Raw genomic sequence first — 19,802 nt, 5'->3', positions numbered from 1 at the left:
GATCGCTCCCACGGGTTTTCGGTCGCCTGAGATGTTGCCGCTTTCCCAAGGGAAAGCGGGTTCTGATGATCAGGGAGTTCCACCGCCCGGAATGCCGGGCGCCAGCTTGCTCGCGCCGTTGATGATCTGGCTGAGGAAGTTCTGGTCCTTGCCGCCAGTCGGCGTGGTGCGCGAAATGAAGTCGAAAATCTTGCCGTCCTTCAAGCCGTAATTGGCGATCTGGCTGACGCGGCCGTCGGCCCCGAAATAGACCGCGAGCACTTTCTGGTCGACGAGCCTGGGCTTGTCGAAGGCGACATAGCGTTTGCGGGTTTGCGAAATGTAATAGAACGCCTCGTTGTCGAACGTCGCTGTCGTCGATGGCGTGCCAAGCGCCAGAAGCACCTGCTCGCGGCTGGAACCGACAGGCACCGAATCGACGGCCTGCTGGTCATAGACGTACCCTTGCGTAAACGTCTCGCTTGGATTGAGGTCGCCGATCATCTTGTTGGTATGACATGCCGAGAGCGCCGATACGACGAGCAGCAGTGAGATCGCGCCAGCAGGCCTGGACGAGAAGGTCGACTTGAAATTCAGCGCGCGCAACAACAATTCTCCATTATATCGCCGCAACTTGCGCTGGGCCGCAAAACCGGTAAACCAGCTTGCCTGCCGATGCAACAAGGCCAATTCAACAAACGGTCCCCGGAGACCATCCCCATGTTCCAGCGCCTTTTTGGTCGCGAACGCCATGCCAACCGCGCCATCACCGACGCGCTCTACGCACAAATCGTGGCAGCGGCGCGGCAGACTGTATTTTATTCCCACTGGAATGTACCGGACACGCCGCTAGGCCGTTTCGAGATGCTTTCGCTGCATATGTTCCTGTTCCAGCATCGCTTGCGCGGTGAAGACGGAGTGACGCAGGAAATCGCCCAGGTGCTGATCGACGAGTTCTTCCTCGACGTCGATCATTCGCTGCGGGAGTTGGGCATTGGCGATGTTGGCGTGCCCAAACGCATGAAGAAGCTGGCGAAGATGTTTTATGGTCGTACCGCTGCCTATGATGATGCGCTGGAAAGAAACGACCATGACGGGCTGACCGCGGCCCTTGCCCGCAATGTCCGGCCCGACGCCGGCGCGTGGCCCGAGGCGTCGCAATTGGCCGACTATGTTGTCGATGCTTGCCGGCAACTGGCCGCGCAGCCGTCCGAATCAATCGTTTCCGGTACGGCGACGTTTCCGCTCGCCAAGGGAGGAGCTTGATGAAACACGCTGATACGCGAAGCCCGGTATCGTTTTTCGCCAACGTCGCCCGGCTGCCGCAGAAGGGCCTGCCCGTGGTGATCGAGGCCGATGCCGCCCAGCGCGCGGCGCTCGCCGGGGAGCATGGGCTGCTTTCGGTGGAAGCCTATCGTGCGGAACTCCTGGTGGCGTCCTGGAAGCGCAATGGCGTGAAGGTCAGCGGCCGTGTCGAGGCCGACATCACCCAGGCCTGCATCGTCACGCTCGATCCGGTCCAGGCGCATATCGACGAGCCGGTCGAGGCGCTGCTGTTGCCCGAGGACTCCAAGCTCGGACGGCAGGGATTCGAAGGCGGCGGTGAGATACTTCTCGATGCGGACGGGCCCGACGGTCCCGAAACATTTTCCGGCGACACCATCGATGTCGGGGCACTCGCCGAACAGTTCTTCGGATTGGCGATCGACCCTTATCCGCGCAAGCCGGGCGCTTCGTTGGACGCCGGCGGTAGGACCGAAGCGGCTGAGAACGAATTCCAGCAAAAACTGCGATCCTTGCTGGGAAAATCCTGAAAACCTCGCCCGCGATGGAAAAGTCGGTTGTGTGAAAACCCAAAACCGCTATTTTCGCCGAACCTTCGCGATCACTAAAGCGACCTGCCGCATAACCGTGAGATAAATACCGCGTGATCAGGATTTCCATCGATGCCATGGGCGGCGATCACGGACCAGCCGTGGTCATTCCGGCGCTCATGACGGTCGCGACCCGCCGTCCCGACATCCGCTTCGTCATCTACGGGCGTGAGGAACTGGTGCGCCCCGAACTGGCCAAGTTCCCCAAACTGGCCGAGGTGAGCGAATTCTTCCACTGCGAGATCGCGGTCAGGATGGACGACAAGCCCAGCCAGGCGCTGCGCCATGGCCGCTGGAAGTCTTCGATGTGGAAGGCGGTCGAAGCGGTCAAGTCGGGTGCGGCGGACGCCTGCATCTCCGCCGGCAACACAGGCGCGTTGATGGCGATGTCGAAATTCTGCCTGCGCACCATGGCGACCATCGATCGCCCGGCGATCGCGGCATTGTGGCCGACATTGCGCGGCGAAAGCGTGGTTCTGGACGTCGGCGCCACCATCGGCGCCGATGCGCAACAGCTCATCGATTTTGCCATTCTCGGCACCGGCATGGCGCGCGCCGTGTTCGGCATCGCCCGACCGACGGTTGGCCTGCTCAATGTCGGCGTGGAAGAGATCAAGGGCCAGGAAGAGGTCAAGGAAGCAGGACGCATGCTGCGCGAGGCCAACATGGCCTCGATGAACTATCATGGCTTTGTCGAAGGCGACGATATCGGCAAGGGCACGGTCGATGTGGTGGTGACCGAAGGCTTCGCCGGCAATATCGCGCTGAAGACGGCGGAAGGCACCGCGCGCCAGATAGCAGGGTATCTGCGCGCCGCCATGAGCCGCACGCTGATGGCCAAGATCGGCTATGTCTTCGCCAAGGGTGCCTTCGATCGCCTGCGCGAAAAGATGGATGTCGGCCGCTCCAATGGCGGCGTTTTCCTGGGGCTGAGCGGCATCGTCGTCAAAAGCCATGGCGGCGCCGATTCGGACGGGTTCGCCGCCGCGATCGAACTCGGCTACGACATGGTTCGCAACAATCTGCTTGACCGGATCGAGGCCGACCTGGACCTGTTTCACGCACGCAACCCGCGTGCCCTGTCATCTAGGAAATCCGACGTCGTTACCGACGCGAAGGAATAGGAAAGAACTTTGATCAGATCAGTCGTGCGCGGCACGGGCGCCGCGCTGCCCCGCCGCATCATGAAGAATGCCGATTTCGAGGGCATGGTCGAAACCTCGGACGAGTGGATTGCCCAGCGCACCGGCATCCGCCAGCGTCATATCGCGGCCGACGACGAGACGACGGCTTCCCTGGGCGAGGCCGCGGCCCGCGCCGCCCTTGCAAATGCCGGGCTGACGCCGGACGACATCGACCTGATCGTGCTGGCGACATCGACGCCCAACAACACATTCCCGGCTACTGCAGTCGAGATCCAGAACAGGCTCGGCATGCATCACGGCTTCGCTTTCGACATGCAGGCAGTGTGCTCGGGCTTCGTCTATGCGGTGACGACAGCCGATCTCTATATCCGTGGCGGCCTCGCCAAGCGTGTACTGGTCATCGGCTCGGAAACATTCTCGCGCATCCTCGACTGGAATGACCGCTCGACCTGCGTCTTGTTCGGCGACGGCGCCGGCGCGCTGGTCCTTGAAGCGGGCGAGGGGGCCGGCACGATTGCCGACCATGGCGTTCTGGCGGCCAGCCTGCGCTCCGACGGCGCGCACAAGGACAAGCTTTTCGTCGATGGCGGACCGTCGACCACGGGAACGGTCGGCCATCTCAGGATGGAAGGCCGCGAGGTCTTCAAGCACGCGGTCGGCATGATCACCGACGTTATCGAGGCGACCTTCTCGGCCGCGGGCATCACCGCTGACGATCTCGACTGGTTCGTGCCGCACCAGGCCAATAAACGAATTATTGACGCTTCCGCCAAGAAGCTCGGGATAGCCGAGCAAAAGGTGGTGGTTACGGTCGATTTGCACGGTAACACCTCGGCGGCTTCCGTGCCGCTGGCATTGTCGGTGGCCGTTGCCGATGGTCGCATCAAGAAGGGAGACCTGGTCCTCCTGGAAGCGATGGGCGGCGGCTTCACCTGGGGTGCTGTTCTGGTTCGCTGGTAAGTGCCGAACGGGTCGGTTTCGGTCCTTGACCTTGCCGGATCAATTACTTAGGCTCAGCCGTTGTTGTGCCGATTTTTATGTTTGAGCTGATGGGACGGTCGCATGGGGGGAAAGACACTTACGCGTGCCGACCTTGCGGAGGCCGTCTATCGAAAGGTCGGTCTGTCGCGCACTGAATCCGCCGAACTCGTCGAAGCTGTGCTGGACGAAATCTGCGAAGCCATCGTGCGTGGCGAGACTGTCAAGCTGTCGTCCTTCGCGACGTTTCATGTCCGCTCCAAGAACGAGCGCATCGGACGCAATCCCAAGACCGGTGAAGAGGTGCCGATCCTGCCGCGTCGGGTGATGACCTTCAAATCGTCCAACGTGCTGAAGAACCGCATCCTGCGCTCGCATCAGAACAGCAAGGCCAAGGGCGGCAAATAGCCTCCATTGGCGGTTGAAAACCGGCGCCGCCATGACGCGGGGCTTGAATATTGCTTCACAAACCGCTGAAATAAGGTCCGATTCGGCAGCATGGCCGGATTGGTGTTCCGCGAATGGTCCATTCCGCGCGACTGGAATGAGCTTTTCTCTTTGGTGAGCCTGATCTCGCTGAATGCCGTTCCGGGTCACGCTCCAGCGTGAGGATTTCGCCCATGGACAAGAGCCCTGACGCCTTCCGCACCATCAGCGAGGTCGCTGAAGATCTTGACCTGCCGCAGCATGTGCTGCGCTTCTGGGAGACGCGCTTCAACCAGATCAAGCCGATGAAGCGCGGCGGCGGCCGTCGCTACTACCGGCCGCAGGATGTCGAACTGATCAAGGGCATCCGCCACATGCTCTACGACCAGGGCTACACGATCAAGGGCGTGCAGAAGCTGCTGCGCGAAAACGGCAATCATTTCCTGGTCGCCATCGGTAATGGTGACATGGCGGCCGTCGAGGCGATCTCGCAACGGAAGCAGGCCGACCAAGTGCCGCTGACCTCGGCGGCGCAGCCGCGCGGTGGAGATGATGAGCTGGTTGGCCAGCCAAGGGTCAAGCCCAGTCGCCGCTTTTTTGGCCTGGGCAAGAGCGACGAGGAAGGTCCGGTTCAGCCGGACGCGTCGAAACTCTCGCGCGACAACCGCGCGCTGCTGCAGGAGGCGCTGTTCGATCTGCTGGAATGCAAGCGTCTGCTTGACCAGGTGCGCTGACCGCCGCACGACGCGTTTTGAAGCCTTTGGGCCGGAACTCGCCTTCGGGTGAGGCGTTACGTTTCCTTCTGCAAGACGTCGTCCAGCAAGACAAGGAAACGCATGATGGCATCATTCTCGACCCTTTCGGACATCGACCTCGAAAAGCAGGTCGCGGCCCTCTCAAGGGAACTCGCGGCGTTGCGCAGGGCAACGTTAAAACGGGGTGGCGCGTACTATGAAGACGGTCGCGATGCCGCTCTTGATACATACTCGGATCTTGCTGGACGGCTGCGGGATGCCATGCCGGCAATCCGCAAACAGGGCAGGGTGATCGAAAAATCGGCCCGCGACCACCCGGCGGCCACCGCCGCGGTCGGCCTTGTGGTACTCGGCCTGGTCGCCAGCCTGCTTTTCAGCCGGCGCTGAGGATCCCTCCGGTCATAAGACAAGGGATTCAACCAAGAAAGATGGCGGCCGACCCGAAGGGCGAGCCGCCATTCTTATTGCCGTCCGGTGGTTACTTGGCGAGCTTGATCTTGGTCTGGGGCGAAACCTGCGCGGTCTGGCTGCATTGGCCATAGACCGTGCCGTCCCCGTCGGTGGCGTCCTTATAGGCGCCATTGCACCCGAGAGTACGAGACAGTGGCCTGCGCCCTCGAAAACAGCGCCGCCTTCGACATCGAGCCGATCGCCGAGGGTGGCGAAGTGTGAGGCCCGGTTCATGTCGGGCCTGGCAGTGCGACCAGGAGAAGACCGGCCCTGAACAAGAAGCCAAGGCCGGTCTTCTCGTTGGCAGTGTGGTGTCAGGCCTTCTTCATCGTCTTCATGTGGTGGTGATGATGGTGGTGATGGTGATGGCGGTGATGATGACGATGGTGGTGATGATGACGATGATGCTTCGCCATCGGGGCCGCATCCGCGCTCGTCACGCCGATAGCCGGCACCGTGAAAGCAACTGCAACTGCAAGCCCGAGAGCCGAGAGGAGGGACTTCTTCATGGATCGTTTCCTTTTTTCGCGGGCAGATATACATCGGGTCGATAGCCCGACCGCCGCGCATGGGATTACGCTCCCGAATTTTTTCGTCAGTATTTCCCGATTGTAGAATTTTATTTCTGGACTGTTTCTGAAGAAGCTGGCTTGCCGGCCATCACCACCAGGCCTGAAAAGCCGCGCTCCTTCCGGCTGTTTGGCTACATCGGCGGGACCACGCCCTTGTTTCCCACCACGACACGGCTGGAACTCAGCGTCCCGTCAGCCTCACGCTGGGCCGTCACGAAGACCGTTGCGCCTGGCTTGAGATCGGTCGGCGTGGCCGGGGCAAAGGTCACGACAGGCGTGCTGTCGGGGATCGAAATCTTCTTGGTTTGCCCATTGTCGTAGGTCAGCGTCACGGCTCGCCCGCTTATGTCGGTGACGTCCGCTACCGTGCCGTTGGTCATGCGGCTGTTCGGCTGCAGGTCCCATGGGCGGTCACCCTCGCCGGTGCCTTTCAAGGCAGCGGGGAAAATCACGACTTCCAGCGCCCCGCTGCCGCCATCCGCCTTTGAAACGGAAGCGATGCCGAGGAAATCGCCTTGCTTGATGTCCTTTTCGGAGGCGCTGGCGACGCCAGAGATCTTCCAGCCGGTATTGAGCTTGATCGCCGAGGTGTTGCCCTGGCGGGTTTTGACGGTGAGCAGTGAGGGCTCGAAGCTGATCACAGTACCACGAACGCGCAACGCGTCCACCGCTTGAGCGCTCGCCGCACCGGCGATGAAAAGACTGGAGATCGTGCCGAGCACGAGGAGGGATGCCTTGACGTTCATTGCAGATATCCTTCTGGGGAATGGCCTGGCTGGAACCGGATGGTTTTCACGCCAGTGCATCAGAACAACGAACAGGTGGGCCTAAACCGTCGAGCAAAAAGGTGCCGGGTGTTCAAAAGAACTTGATGGTGCCGATGTGCGTAAGCCGGTGCGAAGGCTTCCGGTTCACGATAGCGTGACGGTCCGTTTGGCTCTTGGCAAATCACTGGCGAGCGGGCATCTTCCTGCTCGTCTCAGGCAACACTCCATTTTGATCAAATTCTTTCAGCCACCGGAGTTGCCAATGCCCCAAAACGCAAAAATCAATGCCCTCTCCGAACCGCTAGTCAGCGAGATCGGGTCAGATTCCAGTAGCCTCAGAGCACTGCGGGAAACCCGCGGATACAGCTTGGAAGAGCTTTCCCTGACCTGCGGACTCGCGGTCGGCGAAATTGAGGACATCGAGAACGGCAGGGCTGCCGATCCGGCGAAGCTGCGTCGTATCGCGGCCGCGCTTCGGCTACCCCAGGATGCTCTCATTGCTTTCGCTGCACCGACACCGGCCGCACAAGGTCGACCCCTAGCATAGAACCGGCGACAGCCATGCCGCGGAACCCGCCAAGGCCCGCTTGGCGGGTTTCTTGTTGATGCATCGACGTTCCTCGGTGGCCGGGCTTGCCGATTCATGAATCGCGCGTGTTTATACGTGCCGCACCCAGATTTGCGCCAATCGCCTGGTGTATGGGAGCCCAGTGTGTCGGGCGAATAGTGTGTCGGGCGGCTTGTGCGTCGGATTTGAACCGTGAGTTTTCGATATGAGCCTGGAATCCGTTCGTGCGTTCTTTGCCGTCCATGCGCCTGATGTCGAAGTCATCGTCACGCAAGCGAGTTCGGCAACGGTGATGCTGGCGGCGGAAGCGCATGGCGTCCTTCCGGCGCAGATCGCCAAGACGATCTGCCTGCGCGTCGGCGACCGGACCATGCTGGTCGTGACCAGCGGCATCGCCAGACTGGACAACCGCAAGTTCAAGGACCGGTTCGGCGGCAAGCCGCGCATGCTGGACGCGAAGGAAGTTGTGGCTGCCACGAGCCATCCGGTTGGCGGTGTTTGTCCGTTCGGCCTGCCGGCACCTCTGCAGGTCTGCTGCGACGTGTCCCTGCGCGAATTTGAAGAGGTCGTGCCGGCCGCCGGCGCCACCAACGCCGCGGTACGGATCGCCCCGCAGCGCATGGTCGATCTTATCGGTGCGGAATGGGTCGATGTGTGCCAGGCTTAAGGTAAGATACTGACGCACTGGGCCGCCATTGTCTCACAAATCTACCTGCAAGATAGTCGCGGAATTCGGTTGACCCGAGCAGGGTTATCACGATACATCGCGACCGGTCCGGAGTGTAGCGCAGCCCGGTAGCGCACTTGACTGGGGGTCAAGGGGTCGTCGGTTCGAATCCGGCCACTCCGACCATTAGTTCCTTGAAATCCCTGGTTTTTACCGAAGGCGCCTTGGGCGCCTTTCTCGTTTTTGAAACGAAAGGCGCTCCAGTTGTCCGTTTCGGAACACGAAGTTCCGAAAAAGTCCCTCACAAACAGCGAATGTTCCTGGTTCGGCGATTCCGGAATTCGCCGTGCAAATTTCCCCGAACGTGCAGCGCCGCGGGCGAGAGAGGTTGCTCCTTACGAATCCGTAAGTCGCGCCGTTGAGCCGAAATCTCATATGTTGACCGCGAACAGCGAACCGATTCAGCCCTTCGCTGTTCCTTGGGTGTCCACACCCGCAGCCCGCTGCACCCCCAAAGAAGTCCCAGCAGCGGGCTGGTCACCACTGCGAGCCAACATTTGTATTTTCAGGATGCTGGTTGAGCCGAATTCATTTGGCGAGCGACCGTGTAGGCGAATACTTCCCCGCGAGCCTCATCGGTGACGCGAATCCAATCCTTCGCCCATCTTTGAGAGGCCGCCTCGCAGGCATTCATTTCCGATGCGGCCACGGCAGGACTAGTCGCTTCGACTGCCTTGCACCTGATTACCCGATCGTAGCGCATTTCTGCGACATCGTAGACTGGCATACTACTCCCCTGCAACCCTTTACCCCAAGAGGTAGTATTGCGCAGCGCAAGCTCGACCGCAAGTGGCAGCATGGAACGAAGCCGGCTCAGGACATCTCGTCGACGCTTGGGTCGAGACCAAAATCCCGGGATTACCGAAGCTCAAGGCGGCCCGGTGCCTGCGTTGGGATGAATTGGGACACCGGGCCTGACCGGCGGACTGTTTAGGGACCGAACCGCCGGCTGGCAAATCTATGCACTGATACTAATATGGCCGAAGCATGCAAATGAAGGAGCCGCGCGATGAACGGAAAGCCGGTAACGACCTTCGTCGTTTCGTTTTTGAGAAGCCACATTGGCGCATGGTGTCGGCGACGAGATGGGACTTTTCCACGGTTCGTCTTGGCTGAACCCTGGACAGATCACGCCTTCAGCTTCTTGCTTGAGCCAGAGCCGGCCGCAACAGTCGCTGATGGCGGTATTCCAGGGCGATGGCGCCCCAGATCAGGCCGAGCAGCAGGTAGACGTGGCGCCAGTGATCGATATCGATGAAGGTGCCGAGTCCGATATTGCCGATGAAGGCGACATAGGCGCACAAGAGGTAAGGCTGCCATGGCCGATCGCGTAGCAGGATGCGGAACCCGGAGGCTATGGTCCACAGCACAAGCGTCAGGAACGACACGAAGCCGAGCCAGCCATAATCCATGAGCATTTTCAGCCAGATGTCGTGCGTGTCCTCGCCGAACATCTTGCCGAAGACCAGCGGCCCGATGCCGAACGGATGCTCCATCGCCATCTGGAATCCGATTCCGTAGCGAGCGAAGCGGCCGAGGCGCGCGGTGTCGTAGCTCTGTTCGAGATGCGCGCGCTGGGTGAACATGTCCGCAACCCCGGGCAATTGCAGGATGACGATGATGGCGATCGCCAGCAACGACAGCGCGGCGATGGTCATGATCACCACGCGCAGCCGGAACTTGCCGCTGTTGCTCTGCAGGAACAGGCAGCCGGTTAGCAGGACCGCCGATACGACGAACATGCCCCAGGCGCCGCGCGAGAAGGAGAAGAAGATGCCCGATACGATGATCAGCAGCGGCACCGCCAGCAGCGGCATGCGCGAGACCGGACCGGTCAGGAGCAGATGGAGCAGATAGATGCCGGGCAGCACCAGGAAGGGTCCGAAGACGTTCGGATCCTGGAAGGCGCCGGCGGCGCGGTCGTATTTGGTGAAGATCTCGGCGCCGGGAAAGGCATGGAAATAGCCTGCTATGCCGAGCAGCGACGTCGCCACGGCCGAAACGACATAGGCATTGAAGATCAGCCGGTAGAGACCTGGTTGCGTGGCGGTGACCGAGGCGAAGAACACCGCGCTGAAGGCCAGGAACAGCGACACGGAGAGATAGAGGGGTGTGAAGGCGAGGTCCGCCATCTGCGTCATCGAGATCATGCCGCCGATGTTCATTGTCACCAGCAGCACCGGCAGCGGCATGGCCGCGCGGGAAATCCGCAAGCCGAAGAGCGCCCAGATGGCGATCAGCCCGGCCATGTAGATTTCATAAGGCGCCGGCTCGTTGATGACGAAGCCGGACAGAAGAATGCCGAACACCACCGCACTGGAAGAAATCAGCGCGATCAGCTTGGCGTTGACCGCGGCCGACGGCAGCTCATGGGAAATCGCGCTCAATAGGCGTTTTCCGTGTTGAGCAGCCGGATCGGTGTCAGGAACAGGATCCGCAGATCGAACAGCAGCGACCAGTTCTCGATGTAGTAGAGGTCGTATTCCGTGCGCATGCGGATCTTCTCGTTGGTGTCCATCTCGCCGCGCCAGCCGTTGATCTGCGCCCAGCCGGTCACGCCCGGCTTGACCTTGTGGCGGGCGAAATAACCGTCGACCACCTCGTTGTAGAGAAGGTTGTGCGACTGCGCCGCGATGGCATGCGGGCGCGGACCGATCAGCGACAGTGATCCCAGCAGCGAATTGACGAACTGCGGCAGTTCGTCGATCGACGTCTTGCGGATGAAGCGGCCGACGCGCGTGACGCGCGGATCGTTCTTGGTCACTGTCTGCTTGGCGGTCGGATCCGACCTGTCGGTGTACATCGAGCGGAACTTGTAGACCTCGATGATCTCATTGTTGAAGCCGTGTCGCTTTTGCTTGAACAGCACCGGTCCCTTGCTGTCGAGTTTGATGGCGATCGCGGTCGCCAGCATCACCGGCGAGAAGACGATGATGCCGATCAGCGAGAAAATGATGTCGAAGGCGCGCTTGGCGACCGAATCCCAGTCGTTGATCGGCTTGTCGAAGATGTCGAGCATCGGCACCGAGCCGATGAAGGAATAGGCGCGAGGGCGGAACTGCAGCGCGTTCGAATGCGCCGAAAGCCGAATGTCCACCGGCAGCACCCACAGTTTCTTCAACAGCTGCAGCACACGCGTTTCGGCGGTCAGCGGCAGCGACACGATCAGCATGTCGATGCGGGCGATGCGAGCGAACTCGATCAGTTCCGAAATGGTGCCGAGCTTGGGATAGCCGGCAACGATGGGCGGCGAGCGCTTGTCGCTGCGGTCATCGAATATGCCGCAGATGCGGATGTCGTTGTAAGGCTGTTTTTCGACCGAACGGATCAGGACTTCCGCCGCCTTGCCGCCGCCGACGATGACGGCACGCCGCTCCATGCGGCCATCGCGAGCCCAGCGCCGGATCAGCTTCGACAACACCAGCCTGAGGCCGAAGAGGAGGACGAAGCCGACCACGAACCAGGTGCCGAACAGCAGCCGCGAATAGTCTTCCGACATCTTCATGGTGAAAGCCGTCAACGCCATCAGCGCGAAGGTGCCGGCCCAGACCAGCAGGATGCGGCTGAAATTGGCGATCGGCCGCATCAGCGAAACGACCTGGTAGCAGTCGGTGACATCGAGCAGAACCACGGCGAGGAACGACGCGGCGGCGATCGTCACCGGATATTGCCAGGCGAAATAGTTGAAGAACCCGACAAAGTAGAAATAGACGCAGAGCCCCGAAAAGAACAGGATCGCGAACTCGACCATGCGCAGGACACCGCTGACCATGATCGGCGACATCGTATCGCGCCGGTATTGCGACGCCACCTGTCGGGCAACATCGTTCATACCCCCGGGCGCATCGCCATCGGCCGGGCCGTCGAATTTACGCACCGCTTCTGCTGAAAAGCGGCGCGCGGGGTCGATCTCGTTCATGGAACAGTCCGCAAGCTTCCCCTGGGTGATTAGCAAAAGAGAGCTAAGAAACCCTTGAAACAACACGTGGCTTTGGAAAGGCTTGGGGCGTCACCTGCCGAGCGCGGCGAAATAGGCCTTCTCGATTTCGGCGGCCATGACGTCGGCGCCGAAGCGTGCCTTGAGGTTGGCGCCGTCGGGCATCAGCTTGCCGTAGGCTGCGAGATCGGCCAGCGCCTCACTCATCTTGTCAGTGAGTTCGATGGGATCGGGCCTGATCAGGGCAGGGGAGCCGGCAGCGAAAATCTCCGGTATGCCGCCGACCGAGGTCGCGATCATGGGCCTTGCCGCGGCGAGTGTCTCCAGCACGATATAGGGCATGGCTTCGGCGCGCGAGGGAACGACGACGAGCGCCGCCAGCGCGAAGGCCTCCCTGGCCGGCATCGGCGGCAGGAAGCGGACATGGTCCTGAAGCCCAAGGCGCTTCACTTGCGCGTGATAACGCGGCAGGTCGTCGCCGTCGCCGACCATCACCGCGCGCAGCGCACGGCCAAGCCGGGGACCGGCGGCCGCCAGTGCATCGATGAAGATGTCGGGGCCCTTCAGGTCCCGCATCATGCCGATGTAGAGCAGATCCACCGCATCGGGTTCGATCGCCACCGGTTCGAATTCCGCGGCGCGCAGTCCGTTGTAGACCAGTGTGTTCGGGATCGGCGGCTCGCCCACCTTCCTGCGATAGGTTCGCCGCTCATAATCCGAGACGAAGAGCAGGCAATCGGTGAAGCGCGCCATGGAGCGCTCCAGCGCGAAGAACAGCCTCCCCGTGGCCGTTGTTTCGTCATAGTGGAGGGAGCCGCCATGCGGCGAATAAAGGCGGGCTACGCGAGACCTTGATACCCGCAACAATGAGCCGAACAGACGGGCATAGGCGCCACCCTTGGCACCGTGCCCGTGCAGGACGTCCGGCTGCAATTCCTTGATGATCCTGTAGGTGCGCCGGGCCGAGGCGAGATCGCCCGGGCCGACATGGCGCTGCATTGGCGTGCGATGGATACCGAGCGCCAGCGTGCCCTTCATCTGCTCGAACAGGCGTTCCTCGAATTCGCCGCCGGTGGTCGAATCGCAGACGATCCCGACCACATGACCCGCCGCGACCTGAGCTTCCGTCAGGTCGCGCACATGCCGGAAAATTCCTCCGACGGGTGAACGAAAGCAGTGGACGATCCTGAGCTTGTCCGCCACGTGGTATCTGTCAGAACAGGCGTTCGCGGACGAAGACGGTATCCCCGGGCAGCAGCGGGTCGGAGGTGACCACGCGCCCGGTCATCACCTTGCCGTTGATGTCGCGGGTGATGTCGACGCTTTCCTGGTTGGCGCGTGGCGTGAAGCCTCCGGCGATGGCGATGGCCTTCTGCACCGTCAGGCCGGGCACGTAGGAATACTGGCCGGCAGCACCCACCTCGCCCATGACGAAGATCGGCCGGTAGCGGTCGATCTCGACCGAAACGTCGGGGTCGCGCAGATAGCCTTGCCGCAATTTGTCGGCGATCTCCTTTTCCATCTGCTGTGCTGTGTGACCACGCGCGGGCACGGCGCCGACAAGCGGGAAGGAGAGATAGCCGGACTGGTCGACACTGTAGGTGTTGGTCAGGCCGTCCTGTTCGAACACGGTGACGCGCACGCGGTCGCCGGCGCCGAGGCGATAAGGCTGGTCGAGGACTTCGTGGAAGGCGGCCGGCGGCGGGCGGTAGCTGGAGCAGCCGGCGAGCATCGATACGGCAAGCAGCGCGCGAACGAGGGAAGCAGTGCTTTTCATGACCGGATACGTACCTTCGACTGGCCGCTGCGGCGTCGCAGCAAACATCTGGGATCGGGTTCGTTATCATCCTGTTAGGGTTAATGGCCGGTAAAGGCGCCGGCCGATAGAGCTCGCGCCGGCAGGGATTTCGCCATTTTGTCGCTTTTTCTAGCCGCTCGCCAGTGATCCCTAATGGAGTATTGCCGCGATCTTAACTGCTGAGTTACCATAGTTGTTTACGGTGCATCCTGACCCAGTTTCGGAGTAGGGATGCATGTCCGTTCAGTCCGCGGCCGCAGATGTCGATGTCGACCTCAGGCAGCTTTTCGCCAGCCTGGCGAGGAACTGGCTGCGCATATTGCTCTTTGTTCTGGCGGTGACAGGCCTGGCGTTTGCTTTCGCGTCGTTGGCGACGCGGCACTACAAGGCGCAGACGCAGGTGGAAATCGCCCCGCGCGAATCCGTTTATACCCGCCCGGCCGGCAGCAATAATGACGGCGACAAGCCGATCCTCGACGAGCAAGGCGTCGCCACCCAGGTCCAGATCATTTCGTCCAACGAAATCCTCAAGCAGGTGGCGCGGAAACTCGGTCTGGCGCGGCTGCCCGAATTCGACGAAACGATCAACATGTCATCCCTCAGCCGCGTGCTGATCCTGCTTGGGCTGAAGAACGATCCGATGGATATTCCGGCCGACGAACGCGTGTTGAAGAAGATGCGCGAGAAGCTCAACGTCTTTGGCGTTGAAAAGACACGCATCATTGCCATCGAGTTCTCATCCGAGGATCCCAAGCTCGCCGCGGCAATCCCTGACGCCATTGCCGCTGCCTATATTGCGGGGCAGGGCGCGGCCAAGAGCGAGTCGAACACCGCCGCCGCGGATTTCCTGGCGCCTGAGATCGCCGACCTGTCGAAGCAGGTCAGGGATGCCGAGGCCAAGGTCGCGGCGTACCGCGGCCAGTCGGACCTCCTGATGGGCGGTAACAATTCCACCCTGGCCACACAGCAACTGGCCGAGCTGTCGACCGAATTGTCGCGGGTGCGGGCCAACCGCGCCGCGGCCGAAGGCACCGCCGACAGCGTACGCAAGGCGCTGCAGAATGGCGGCTCGCTGGATTCGCTGCCGGAAGTGCTGTCGTCCGACCTGATCCAGCGTTTGCGGGAGCGCCAGGTCGAGCTGCGCGCCAATATCGCCGATCTGTCGACGACGATGCTCGACAATCATCCGCGCGTTCGCGCCGCGAAATCACAACTGGCCGATCTCGATGCGCAGATCCGCGGCGAAGCACAGAAGGTCATGAAGGGCCTGGTCATGCAGGCCGATGCCGCCAAGGCGCGCGAAAACCAGCTCGTCGCCGACGTCAACACGCTGAAGGCGGCCTCGGCGCAGGCTGGCGAACAGCAGGTCGGGCTCGACGCGCTGCAGCGCGATGCGGCGGCCAAGCGCCAACAGCTCGAACTCTATCTGACCAACTACCGCGAGGCGGCTTCGCGCCAGGACCGCAACTATGTGCCGGTCGACGCTCGTGTCTCCTCGCCGGCTTCGGTGCCCTCCGAGCCATACTTCCCCAAGGTCGGGCCGATCGTTGGTGCCGCCGCCGCCGCTTCGCTTCTGCTGGCGGCGGTCTTCACGCTGCTGCGGGAACTCTTCTCGGGCCGTGCGATGCGCCCGGCCACGGGCGCCCGTTTTGAGCCGATCGACGAAGTGGCGATGCCGACAACCGCCCGCCAGGAGCCGGCCGCTCCCCTGGAGCCAACTGCCCGACTGGAGCCTGCTGTCGTCAGTGAGTTCGCCAATCGTGGTGCTGAGGTGCCATGGGCCGAAACGGTCGCGGATTCCGAAATGACGGTGCGAGCCCAGCCCATTGCCGAGCCTGCGCCTGCTACCGAGCCTGAGCCAGCCGCCAGGGCAGAGCCTGTCGCCAAGGCCGTATCAGCTGTCGAGCCGGAACCCGTCGCGGAGGTCCAGAGGCCGCGCTCGGTGCTCGGTGAAATCGACATCGAGAAGGCCGCGGAAAAGCTGATCGCCAGCGGTGCCGCACGCGCCATATTCGTTTCGCCCGAAGGCGACGAGGCAGCAGCATCGGCAGTTCTGGTGGCGCGCGAGGTGTCCGACGCCGGCCTGCGCGTCCTGCTGCTCGATCTTACCGCCTCGGGTGCTGCTTCGCGGCCAATGCTGGACAGCGGGCTTTTCCCGGGCATCACCGATCTGCTCGCGTCGCAGGCGCAGTTCAGCGACGTCATCCATGCAGATCTCTATTCCGATTGCCACGTCATTCCGGTCGGCACCGCTGATCCGGTCCGCGCCATGCGCGCCGCCGACAGGTTGCCGATCATCATGCAGTCGCTGACCACGGCCTATGATCTGGTGGTGGTCGAGTGCGGGCCGGCCGATGCGCAAGGCATCAGCCGTCTGGGCGGCGACGCGACCGAAGTGTTCCTGTCCATGCTGGAGCCGGACGACGAGGTGACGCAGGCAGCGGTCAAGCTGATCGAGAGCGGCTACCCCGACCTGACGCTGGTGACGCCGCTTGGCCACGAACCACCGGGAACTCCGGGCCGGCGTTCGGCGGCCTGAACAGCCGCTGTTCGCAGGCACGCCTGGCCTATCCCAGTTCCAGCGTCGTCACGCCGAATACCCTGCTGGCATCAAGCTTCGGGGGCGGGCCTTGATACATGCGGGTGGTGGTGAAGGTCGGTGAGAAGCCGGCGGCCTCGAGCGCCGCGATGAAATCGACTTGGGTGGCCGGGACGTCGATGTTCAGTTCGCCGCCTTCGCACGCACTTGCCAGCTCTGCGAGCAATTCGAGCGCCGTCTGCGTGTCGTCGGCGAAGAGCGGGCCGACCTTGAAGCCGCTGCGGCAGGAACGGGCCACCGCATAGCCGGCCATTCCCCACGATTGGATCGCGGCCAGGGCGTGGTGAGGCGGCTGCAGCCATTGCTGCAGGAAAGAGTGCCGGGGCGCGGGAAAGCAAAGCGCGTCATACCCGATGATGTCGGGCACAGCTTGCGCGGTCACCATCCGAGGACGCCCGGCGCCGACGGGCGAGCCCGCAAGGCGTCCGCTGTAGCGGATGGTTTCGTAGACCGGCCTGAGCCCTTTGCTCTGGTAGTTGGCCCGCTGCTCTTCGACGCCATCCAGTCCGATGGTGCGCCCGACCAACCTGGCCATGCCAGCGGCCCACACCGCCTTGCCGTAGCCCTTGCCGCGCATGTCCGGACGGCTGATGTAGAGGCCGATGAAACCAAAATCGCGCCCATAGGCCACCGCCGAGATCGCTGCGACCATCTCGTCGCCGACAAAAGCCCCGATGAATCCCTCTGGATCCGCGGCCTGGAACATCGCCGCGTCTTCAAGGCCCGGGTTCCAGCCCTCGGCGGCTGCCCAGTCGATCAGGTCAGTCAGTTCCCGGAGGGATAGCGTGCGGATGGTCGGCTTCATGGCGCTCATTTCGAAGCGAGCTTAACCGTCGTCCTCGACAGCCGCGGGCGCTGGCTGTCCTGCTGCCTTGCGGCGCAGCATCTTCGTCAGTTTCCAGATCGCCGGGCTGTTCTTGACGAAGGCCTTCAGCCGCGCGCCCTGGCGAAGCGTCCGCGCCAGGGCGCGGCCCTTCAGTGTCAGCGGGACCAGCACTTGGAAATGCCGCGTTTCGATATCGCACCACTGCCGTTTGTAGGCCTCGTCGCCGACGGAGAAATCATAGACGGCAAAACCGGTATCGCAGGCTTCCTGTATGTTGTCGAAGAACAGGAAATCGCCGGGACTGCTGTGCGCGAGATCGTCTTCCGCGATCGCGCCGAATTCGCAGATCAGGCGCTTGCCCGAACGGCTCGACCCGGTGACGGCGCGCAGCTTGCCGGCGACCTCCAGGCCATGCAGCACGAAGGACGGCCTGTCCTCGGCCAGGGCTTGTGTGAACAGCCCCCGGAAGAAGGCGCGTGTCCGAGCGTCGCCGAAGACGTTGGCAATGCCCATCTTGCGAAAGCGATGTTCCTTCATCTCGAAGAAGGCGTCGAGCAGCCTGTCCACTTCATCCGAAGTTCGCGCCTCGATGCGCCGGTGGCTGCCGACGGCCTCGAATTTGCGCGTCTGCGAACGATGCTTCTTGCGTTTGCGCTTGCCGCTGGCGCGCAGCAGCAACGCATCGAAGCCACCGGCAAGGTTGACGGCCAGTGAAAGATTGGGGCTGGCAAAATGGTCGAGCGACGCGAGCGGATTGGCGATGCCGTCGAGATCGGGCAGCAACCTTTCCAGCGCGATGAGATCGATGTCGGGACGAGCCTTGGCGATGGCTGCGAACATCGAGCGGACGGTCGCGCGATCCGCCCTTTTCAGCCATTGGGTGTCGGCTGCCGCGAAATTTCCATTGGCGTGGCGGTCGCCCATGAAACGGGCGACCCGGAAAGGGCCGCGGCTGACAATCTCCAGCGCCAACGCGAAGACCGGCTTGCCTTCGAGAGTGAGCGTCGCCACGAGCAGATCCGGCTTGACCTGAGCGGCCCAGTTCAGGATCCACGTCGCGCCCTGCGCCGGCGCGCTAAGCGCCGACCGGCAAAACTCCGCATAGGCCGCTAGCCCGTCCGCACCCACGACGGAAACCGACAGCCCCTCGGCATCCTTCGGCAGGGCGCGTGGCGACGCCTCGGTCGCCGCGAGCCGATTGCCGTCAAATGACGCCATTGCGTCAACCATACCTCAATCCTTAAGGCGTATTGATCCCTATTTGGGGGGGGCGCTCAGGCGTATTCCGTGCTTGGATCAAGCCTAGGCGCAAAAGGTGAATGAATGATCGACGGCGGGGAGGCAATCCGGAGACTGGCGCTCAACGTCGCCCGTTATACCGGCCTTGCACCGTTGGCCAGGCCATTTGTCGGCGGCATCGGAGCCATCCTGATGCTGCACCGCGTGACGGCGACACCGGAAAAACCCGACAGCGTCAACCGGCATCTCAACATCGCGCCCAGCTTCCTTGACGCGGTGATCGCCGACATGAAGGCGGACGGCTATGCCTTCGTCCCGATGGACGAAGCCGTGGAGCGCATCAAGGCAGGCGGCAAGGGCGGCCGGTTCGCCACCATCACCGCCGACGATGCGTATCGCGACAACATGATCGAGGCCCTGCCGGTGCTGGAAAAGCACGGCGCGCCGATCACCATCTACGTCGCGCCCGGCCTGATCGACGGCACCGCCGATCTCTGGTGGGACGTGGCCGAGGACATCGTCAATGCGTGCGATCGCCTGACGCTCGCGACCACGAACGGTCCGGCGGTGATCGATTGCGCGACCCGTGCCAGGAAAACCCAGGCGATAGCCCGGCTGCATGCCTATCTCGCCACCGAGGTTCGCGAGGAGGATTTGCGGACCGTGCTGCGCGATCTGGCCAAATCAAATGGCGTCGACGCGGACGCTCCGCGCCTGCGGACACTGATGAACTGGGATGAGATTCACACTGTCGCGGCGCATCCATTGGTGACGATTGGCGCCCATACGATCAACCACAGCAATCTGAAGCGGCTGTCCGAAGCCGATGCGCGGCACGAGATCGGCGCTGTAAAGGACAAGTTGCGCGCCGAACTCGGCAGGGAGCCCCGCCATTTCGCCTATCCCTATGGCTATGCGAGCGCCGTCGGCTGCCGCGAAGTGGGCTTTGCCCGTGACGCCGGCTATGTCTCCGCCGTGACGACCCGCCATGGCGTGCTGCGCGCCGAACATGCCGGCTTCCTGCATGCCTTGCCGCGCATTTCGATCAATGGCCGCTACCAGAGCCTGGCCCACATCCGCACCATGCTGTCGGGCGTGACCACGCCGCTCGCCAATGCCGGCAAGATGGTCGTCACCGTCTGACCGACGGGCTGGCGCAGCG

At 62.3% G+C, this 19,802-nt stretch carries 19 protein-coding genes and 1 tRNA gene; 12 read left to right on the top strand and 8 right to left on the bottom strand.

What is annotated here, in order from left to right:
- Nucleotides 1–69 precede the first annotated feature (69 nt).
- Entirely contained in the window at nucleotides 70–585 is a 516-nt protein-coding gene (locus EB230_RS22915; RefSeq protein WP_056562468.1) for an outer membrane protein assembly factor BamE, read from the bottom strand.
- Nucleotides 586–699: 114 nt separating this feature from the next.
- On the opposite strand from EB230_RS22915, the gene EB230_RS22910 reads away from it, so the two are divergent.
- The 7 genes from EB230_RS22910 to EB230_RS22880 all read left to right on the top strand — a co-directional run bounded on the left by EB230_RS22910 (nucleotide 700) and on the right by EB230_RS22880 (nucleotide 5,544).
- The gene (locus EB230_RS22910; protein ID WP_056562464.1) at nucleotides 700–1,245 is read left to right on the top strand and encodes a ubiquinol-cytochrome C chaperone family protein; all 546 of its coding nucleotides are present in this window, start codon (nucleotides 700–702) and stop codon (nucleotides 1,243–1,245) included.
- The gene (locus tag EB230_RS22905; protein ID WP_056562462.1) at nucleotides 1,245–1,793 is read left to right on the top strand and encodes a DUF177 domain-containing protein; all 549 of its coding nucleotides are present in this window, start codon (nucleotides 1,245–1,247) and stop codon (nucleotides 1,791–1,793) included. The genes EB230_RS22910 and EB230_RS22905 overlap by 1 nt, the downstream gene beginning before the upstream one ends.
- A gap of 113 nt (nucleotides 1,794–1,906) precedes the next feature.
- Entirely contained in the window at nucleotides 1,907–2,977 is a 1,071-nt protein-coding gene (gene plsX / locus EB230_RS22900; RefSeq protein ID WP_019857626.1) for a phosphate acyltransferase PlsX, read from the top strand.
- A 9-nt stretch (nucleotides 2,978–2,986) separates the two neighbouring features.
- Nucleotides 2,987–3,958, top strand: coding sequence for a beta-ketoacyl-ACP synthase III (locus tag EB230_RS22895; RefSeq protein WP_056562459.1), 972 nt, complete (start codon nucleotides 2,987–2,989; stop codon nucleotides 3,956–3,958).
- Nucleotides 3,959–4,060: 102 nt separating this feature from the next.
- Nucleotides 4,061–4,384 carry an integration host factor subunit alpha gene (locus tag EB230_RS22890; RefSeq protein WP_010915609.1) on the top strand — a complete coding sequence of 108 codons (324 nt, stop codon included), beginning with the start codon at nucleotides 4,061–4,063 and terminating at the stop codon, nucleotides 4,382–4,384.
- 212 nt (nucleotides 4,385–4,596) lie between these two features.
- Nucleotides 4,597–5,136 carry a MerR family transcriptional regulator gene (locus EB230_RS22885; protein ID WP_056562455.1) on the top strand — a complete coding sequence of 180 codons (540 nt, stop codon included), beginning with the start codon at nucleotides 4,597–4,599 and terminating at the stop codon, nucleotides 5,134–5,136.
- 105 nt (nucleotides 5,137–5,241) lie between these two features.
- On the top strand, nucleotides 5,242–5,544 hold the full coding sequence (locus EB230_RS22880; RefSeq protein ID WP_056565430.1) for a hypothetical protein: 303 nt from the start codon (nucleotides 5,242–5,244) through the stop codon (nucleotides 5,542–5,544).
- Nucleotides 5,545–6,310: 766 nt separating this feature from the next.
- On the opposite strand, the gene EB230_RS22875 is transcribed toward EB230_RS22880, so the two are convergent.
- On the bottom strand, nucleotides 6,311–6,925 hold the full coding sequence (locus EB230_RS22875) for a hypothetical protein (RefSeq protein WP_172374010.1): 615 nt from the start codon (nucleotides 6,923–6,925) through the stop codon (nucleotides 6,311–6,313).
- A 283-nt stretch (nucleotides 6,926–7,208) separates the two neighbouring features.
- Here EB230_RS22875 and EB230_RS22870 point away from each other — a divergent pair, with 283 nt between their 5' ends.
- From EB230_RS22870 to EB230_RS22860, 3 genes are all read left to right on the top strand, one after another.
- Nucleotides 7,209–7,493, top strand: a complete 285-nt coding sequence (locus tag EB230_RS22870) for a helix-turn-helix transcriptional regulator (RefSeq protein WP_056562449.1) — start codon at nucleotides 7,209–7,211, stop codon at nucleotides 7,491–7,493.
- Between the two features lie 226 nt (nucleotides 7,494–7,719).
- Nucleotides 7,720–8,181 (top strand): YbaK/EbsC family protein, encoded by a 462-nt coding sequence (locus EB230_RS22865; RefSeq protein ID WP_172374009.1) that lies wholly within the window; start codon nucleotides 7,720–7,722, stop codon nucleotides 8,179–8,181.
- Nucleotides 8,182–8,290: 109 nt separating this feature from the next.
- A tRNA-Pro gene (locus EB230_RS22860) sits at nucleotides 8,291–8,367 on the top strand.
- Nucleotides 8,368–9,377: 1,010 nt separating this feature from the next.
- On the opposite strand, the gene EB230_RS22855 is transcribed toward EB230_RS22860, so the two are convergent.
- The 4 genes from EB230_RS22855 to EB230_RS22840 form a co-directional block, all read right to left on the bottom strand.
- A complete protein-coding gene (locus tag EB230_RS22855; RefSeq protein WP_172374008.1) occupies nucleotides 9,378–10,628 on the bottom strand; it encodes an O-antigen ligase family protein in 1,251 nt (416 codons plus the stop codon).
- Nucleotides 10,625–12,160, bottom strand: coding sequence for an undecaprenyl-phosphate glucose phosphotransferase (locus tag EB230_RS22850; protein WP_172374007.1), 1,536 nt, complete (start codon nucleotides 12,158–12,160; stop codon nucleotides 10,625–10,627). Before EB230_RS22850 ends, EB230_RS22855 begins: the two co-directional genes overlap by 4 nt.
- 90 nt (nucleotides 12,161–12,250) lie before the next feature.
- A complete protein-coding gene (locus EB230_RS22845; protein ID WP_172374006.1) occupies nucleotides 12,251–13,381 on the bottom strand; it encodes a glycosyltransferase family 4 protein in 1,131 nt (376 codons plus the stop codon).
- 10 nt (nucleotides 13,382–13,391) lie between these two features.
- Nucleotides 13,392–13,955 (bottom strand): polysaccharide biosynthesis/export family protein, encoded by a 564-nt coding sequence (locus tag EB230_RS22840; RefSeq protein WP_056565427.1) that lies wholly within the window; start codon nucleotides 13,953–13,955, stop codon nucleotides 13,392–13,394.
- Between the two features lie 256 nt (nucleotides 13,956–14,211).
- On the opposite strand from EB230_RS22840, the gene EB230_RS22835 reads away from it, so the two are divergent.
- On the top strand, nucleotides 14,212–16,515 hold the full coding sequence (locus EB230_RS22835) for an exopolysaccharide transport family protein (protein ID WP_172374005.1): 2,304 nt from the start codon (nucleotides 14,212–14,214) through the stop codon (nucleotides 16,513–16,515).
- Nucleotides 16,516–16,543: 28 nt separating this feature from the next.
- On the opposite strand, the gene EB230_RS22830 is transcribed toward EB230_RS22835, so the two are convergent.
- On the bottom strand, nucleotides 16,544–17,380 hold the full coding sequence (locus EB230_RS22830; protein ID WP_172374004.1) for a GNAT family N-acetyltransferase: 837 nt from the start codon (nucleotides 17,378–17,380) through the stop codon (nucleotides 16,544–16,546).
- 21 nt (nucleotides 17,381–17,401) lie between these two features.
- Nucleotides 17,402–18,631 carry a GNAT family N-acetyltransferase gene (locus EB230_RS22825; RefSeq protein ID WP_172374003.1) on the bottom strand — a complete coding sequence of 410 codons (1,230 nt, stop codon included), beginning with the start codon at nucleotides 18,629–18,631 and terminating at the stop codon, nucleotides 17,402–17,404.
- Between the two features lie 93 nt (nucleotides 18,632–18,724).
- Between EB230_RS22825 and EB230_RS22820 the strand changes: the two genes are divergently transcribed.
- Nucleotides 18,725–19,783, top strand: coding sequence for a polysaccharide deacetylase family protein (locus EB230_RS22820; RefSeq protein WP_056562425.1), 1,059 nt, complete (start codon nucleotides 18,725–18,727; stop codon nucleotides 19,781–19,783).
- Nucleotides 19,784–19,802: the final 19 nt, after the last annotated feature.

It is taken from the genome of Mesorhizobium sp. NZP2234, from assembly GCF_013170765.1.
In the GTDB taxonomy this organism is placed as follows: Bacteria; Pseudomonadota; Alphaproteobacteria; order Rhizobiales; family Rhizobiaceae; genus Mesorhizobium; species Mesorhizobium loti_D.
This window is presented reverse-complemented; position numbering and strand designations above follow the sequence as displayed.

What these genes read in the sequence shown, in the direction of transcription:
- EB230_RS22910 (WP_056562464.1), top strand. Translation starts at nt 700, where the DNA reads ATGTTCCAGCGCCTTTTTGGTCGCGAACGCCATGCCAACCGCGCCATC.
- EB230_RS22905 (WP_056562462.1), top strand. Translation starts at nt 1,245, where the DNA reads ATGAAACACGCTGATACGCGAAGCCCGGTATCGTTTTTCGCCAACGTC.
- EB230_RS22890 (WP_010915609.1), top strand. Translation starts at nt 4,061, where the DNA reads ATGGGGGGAAAGACACTTACGCGTGCCGACCTTGCGGAGGCCGTCTAT.
- EB230_RS22885 (WP_056562455.1), top strand. Translation starts at nt 4,597, where the DNA reads ATGGACAAGAGCCCTGACGCCTTCCGCACCATCAGCGAGGTCGCTGAA.
- EB230_RS22880 (WP_056565430.1), top strand. Translation starts at nt 5,242, where the DNA reads ATGGCATCATTCTCGACCCTTTCGGACATCGACCTCGAAAAGCAGGTC.
- EB230_RS22875 (WP_172374010.1), bottom strand. Translation starts at nt 6,925, where the DNA reads ATGAACGTCAAGGCATCCCTCCTCGTGCTCGGCACGATCTCCAGTCTT.
- EB230_RS22870 (WP_056562449.1), top strand. Translation starts at nt 7,209, where the DNA reads ATGCCCCAAAACGCAAAAATCAATGCCCTCTCCGAACCGCTAGTCAGC.
- EB230_RS22865 (WP_172374009.1), top strand. Translation starts at nt 7,720, where the DNA reads ATGAGCCTGGAATCCGTTCGTGCGTTCTTTGCCGTCCATGCGCCTGAT.
- EB230_RS22850 (WP_172374007.1), bottom strand. Translation starts at nt 12,160, where the DNA reads ATGAACGAGATCGACCCCGCGCGCCGCTTTTCAGCAGAAGCGGTGCGT.
- EB230_RS22840 (WP_056565427.1), bottom strand. Translation starts at nt 13,955, where the DNA reads ATGAAAAGCACTGCTTCCCTCGTTCGCGCGCTGCTTGCCGTATCGATG.
- EB230_RS22835 (WP_172374005.1), top strand. Translation starts at nt 14,212, where the DNA reads ATGTCCGTTCAGTCCGCGGCCGCAGATGTCGATGTCGACCTCAGGCAG.
- EB230_RS22830 (WP_172374004.1), bottom strand. Translation starts at nt 17,380, where the DNA reads ATGAAGCCGACCATCCGCACGCTATCCCTCCGGGAACTGACTGACCTG.
- EB230_RS22825 (WP_172374003.1), bottom strand. Translation starts at nt 18,631, where the DNA reads ATGGTTGACGCAATGGCGTCATTTGACGGCAATCGGCTCGCGGCGACC.
- EB230_RS22820 (WP_056562425.1), top strand. Translation starts at nt 18,725, where the DNA reads ATGATCGACGGCGGGGAGGCAATCCGGAGACTGGCGCTCAACGTCGCC.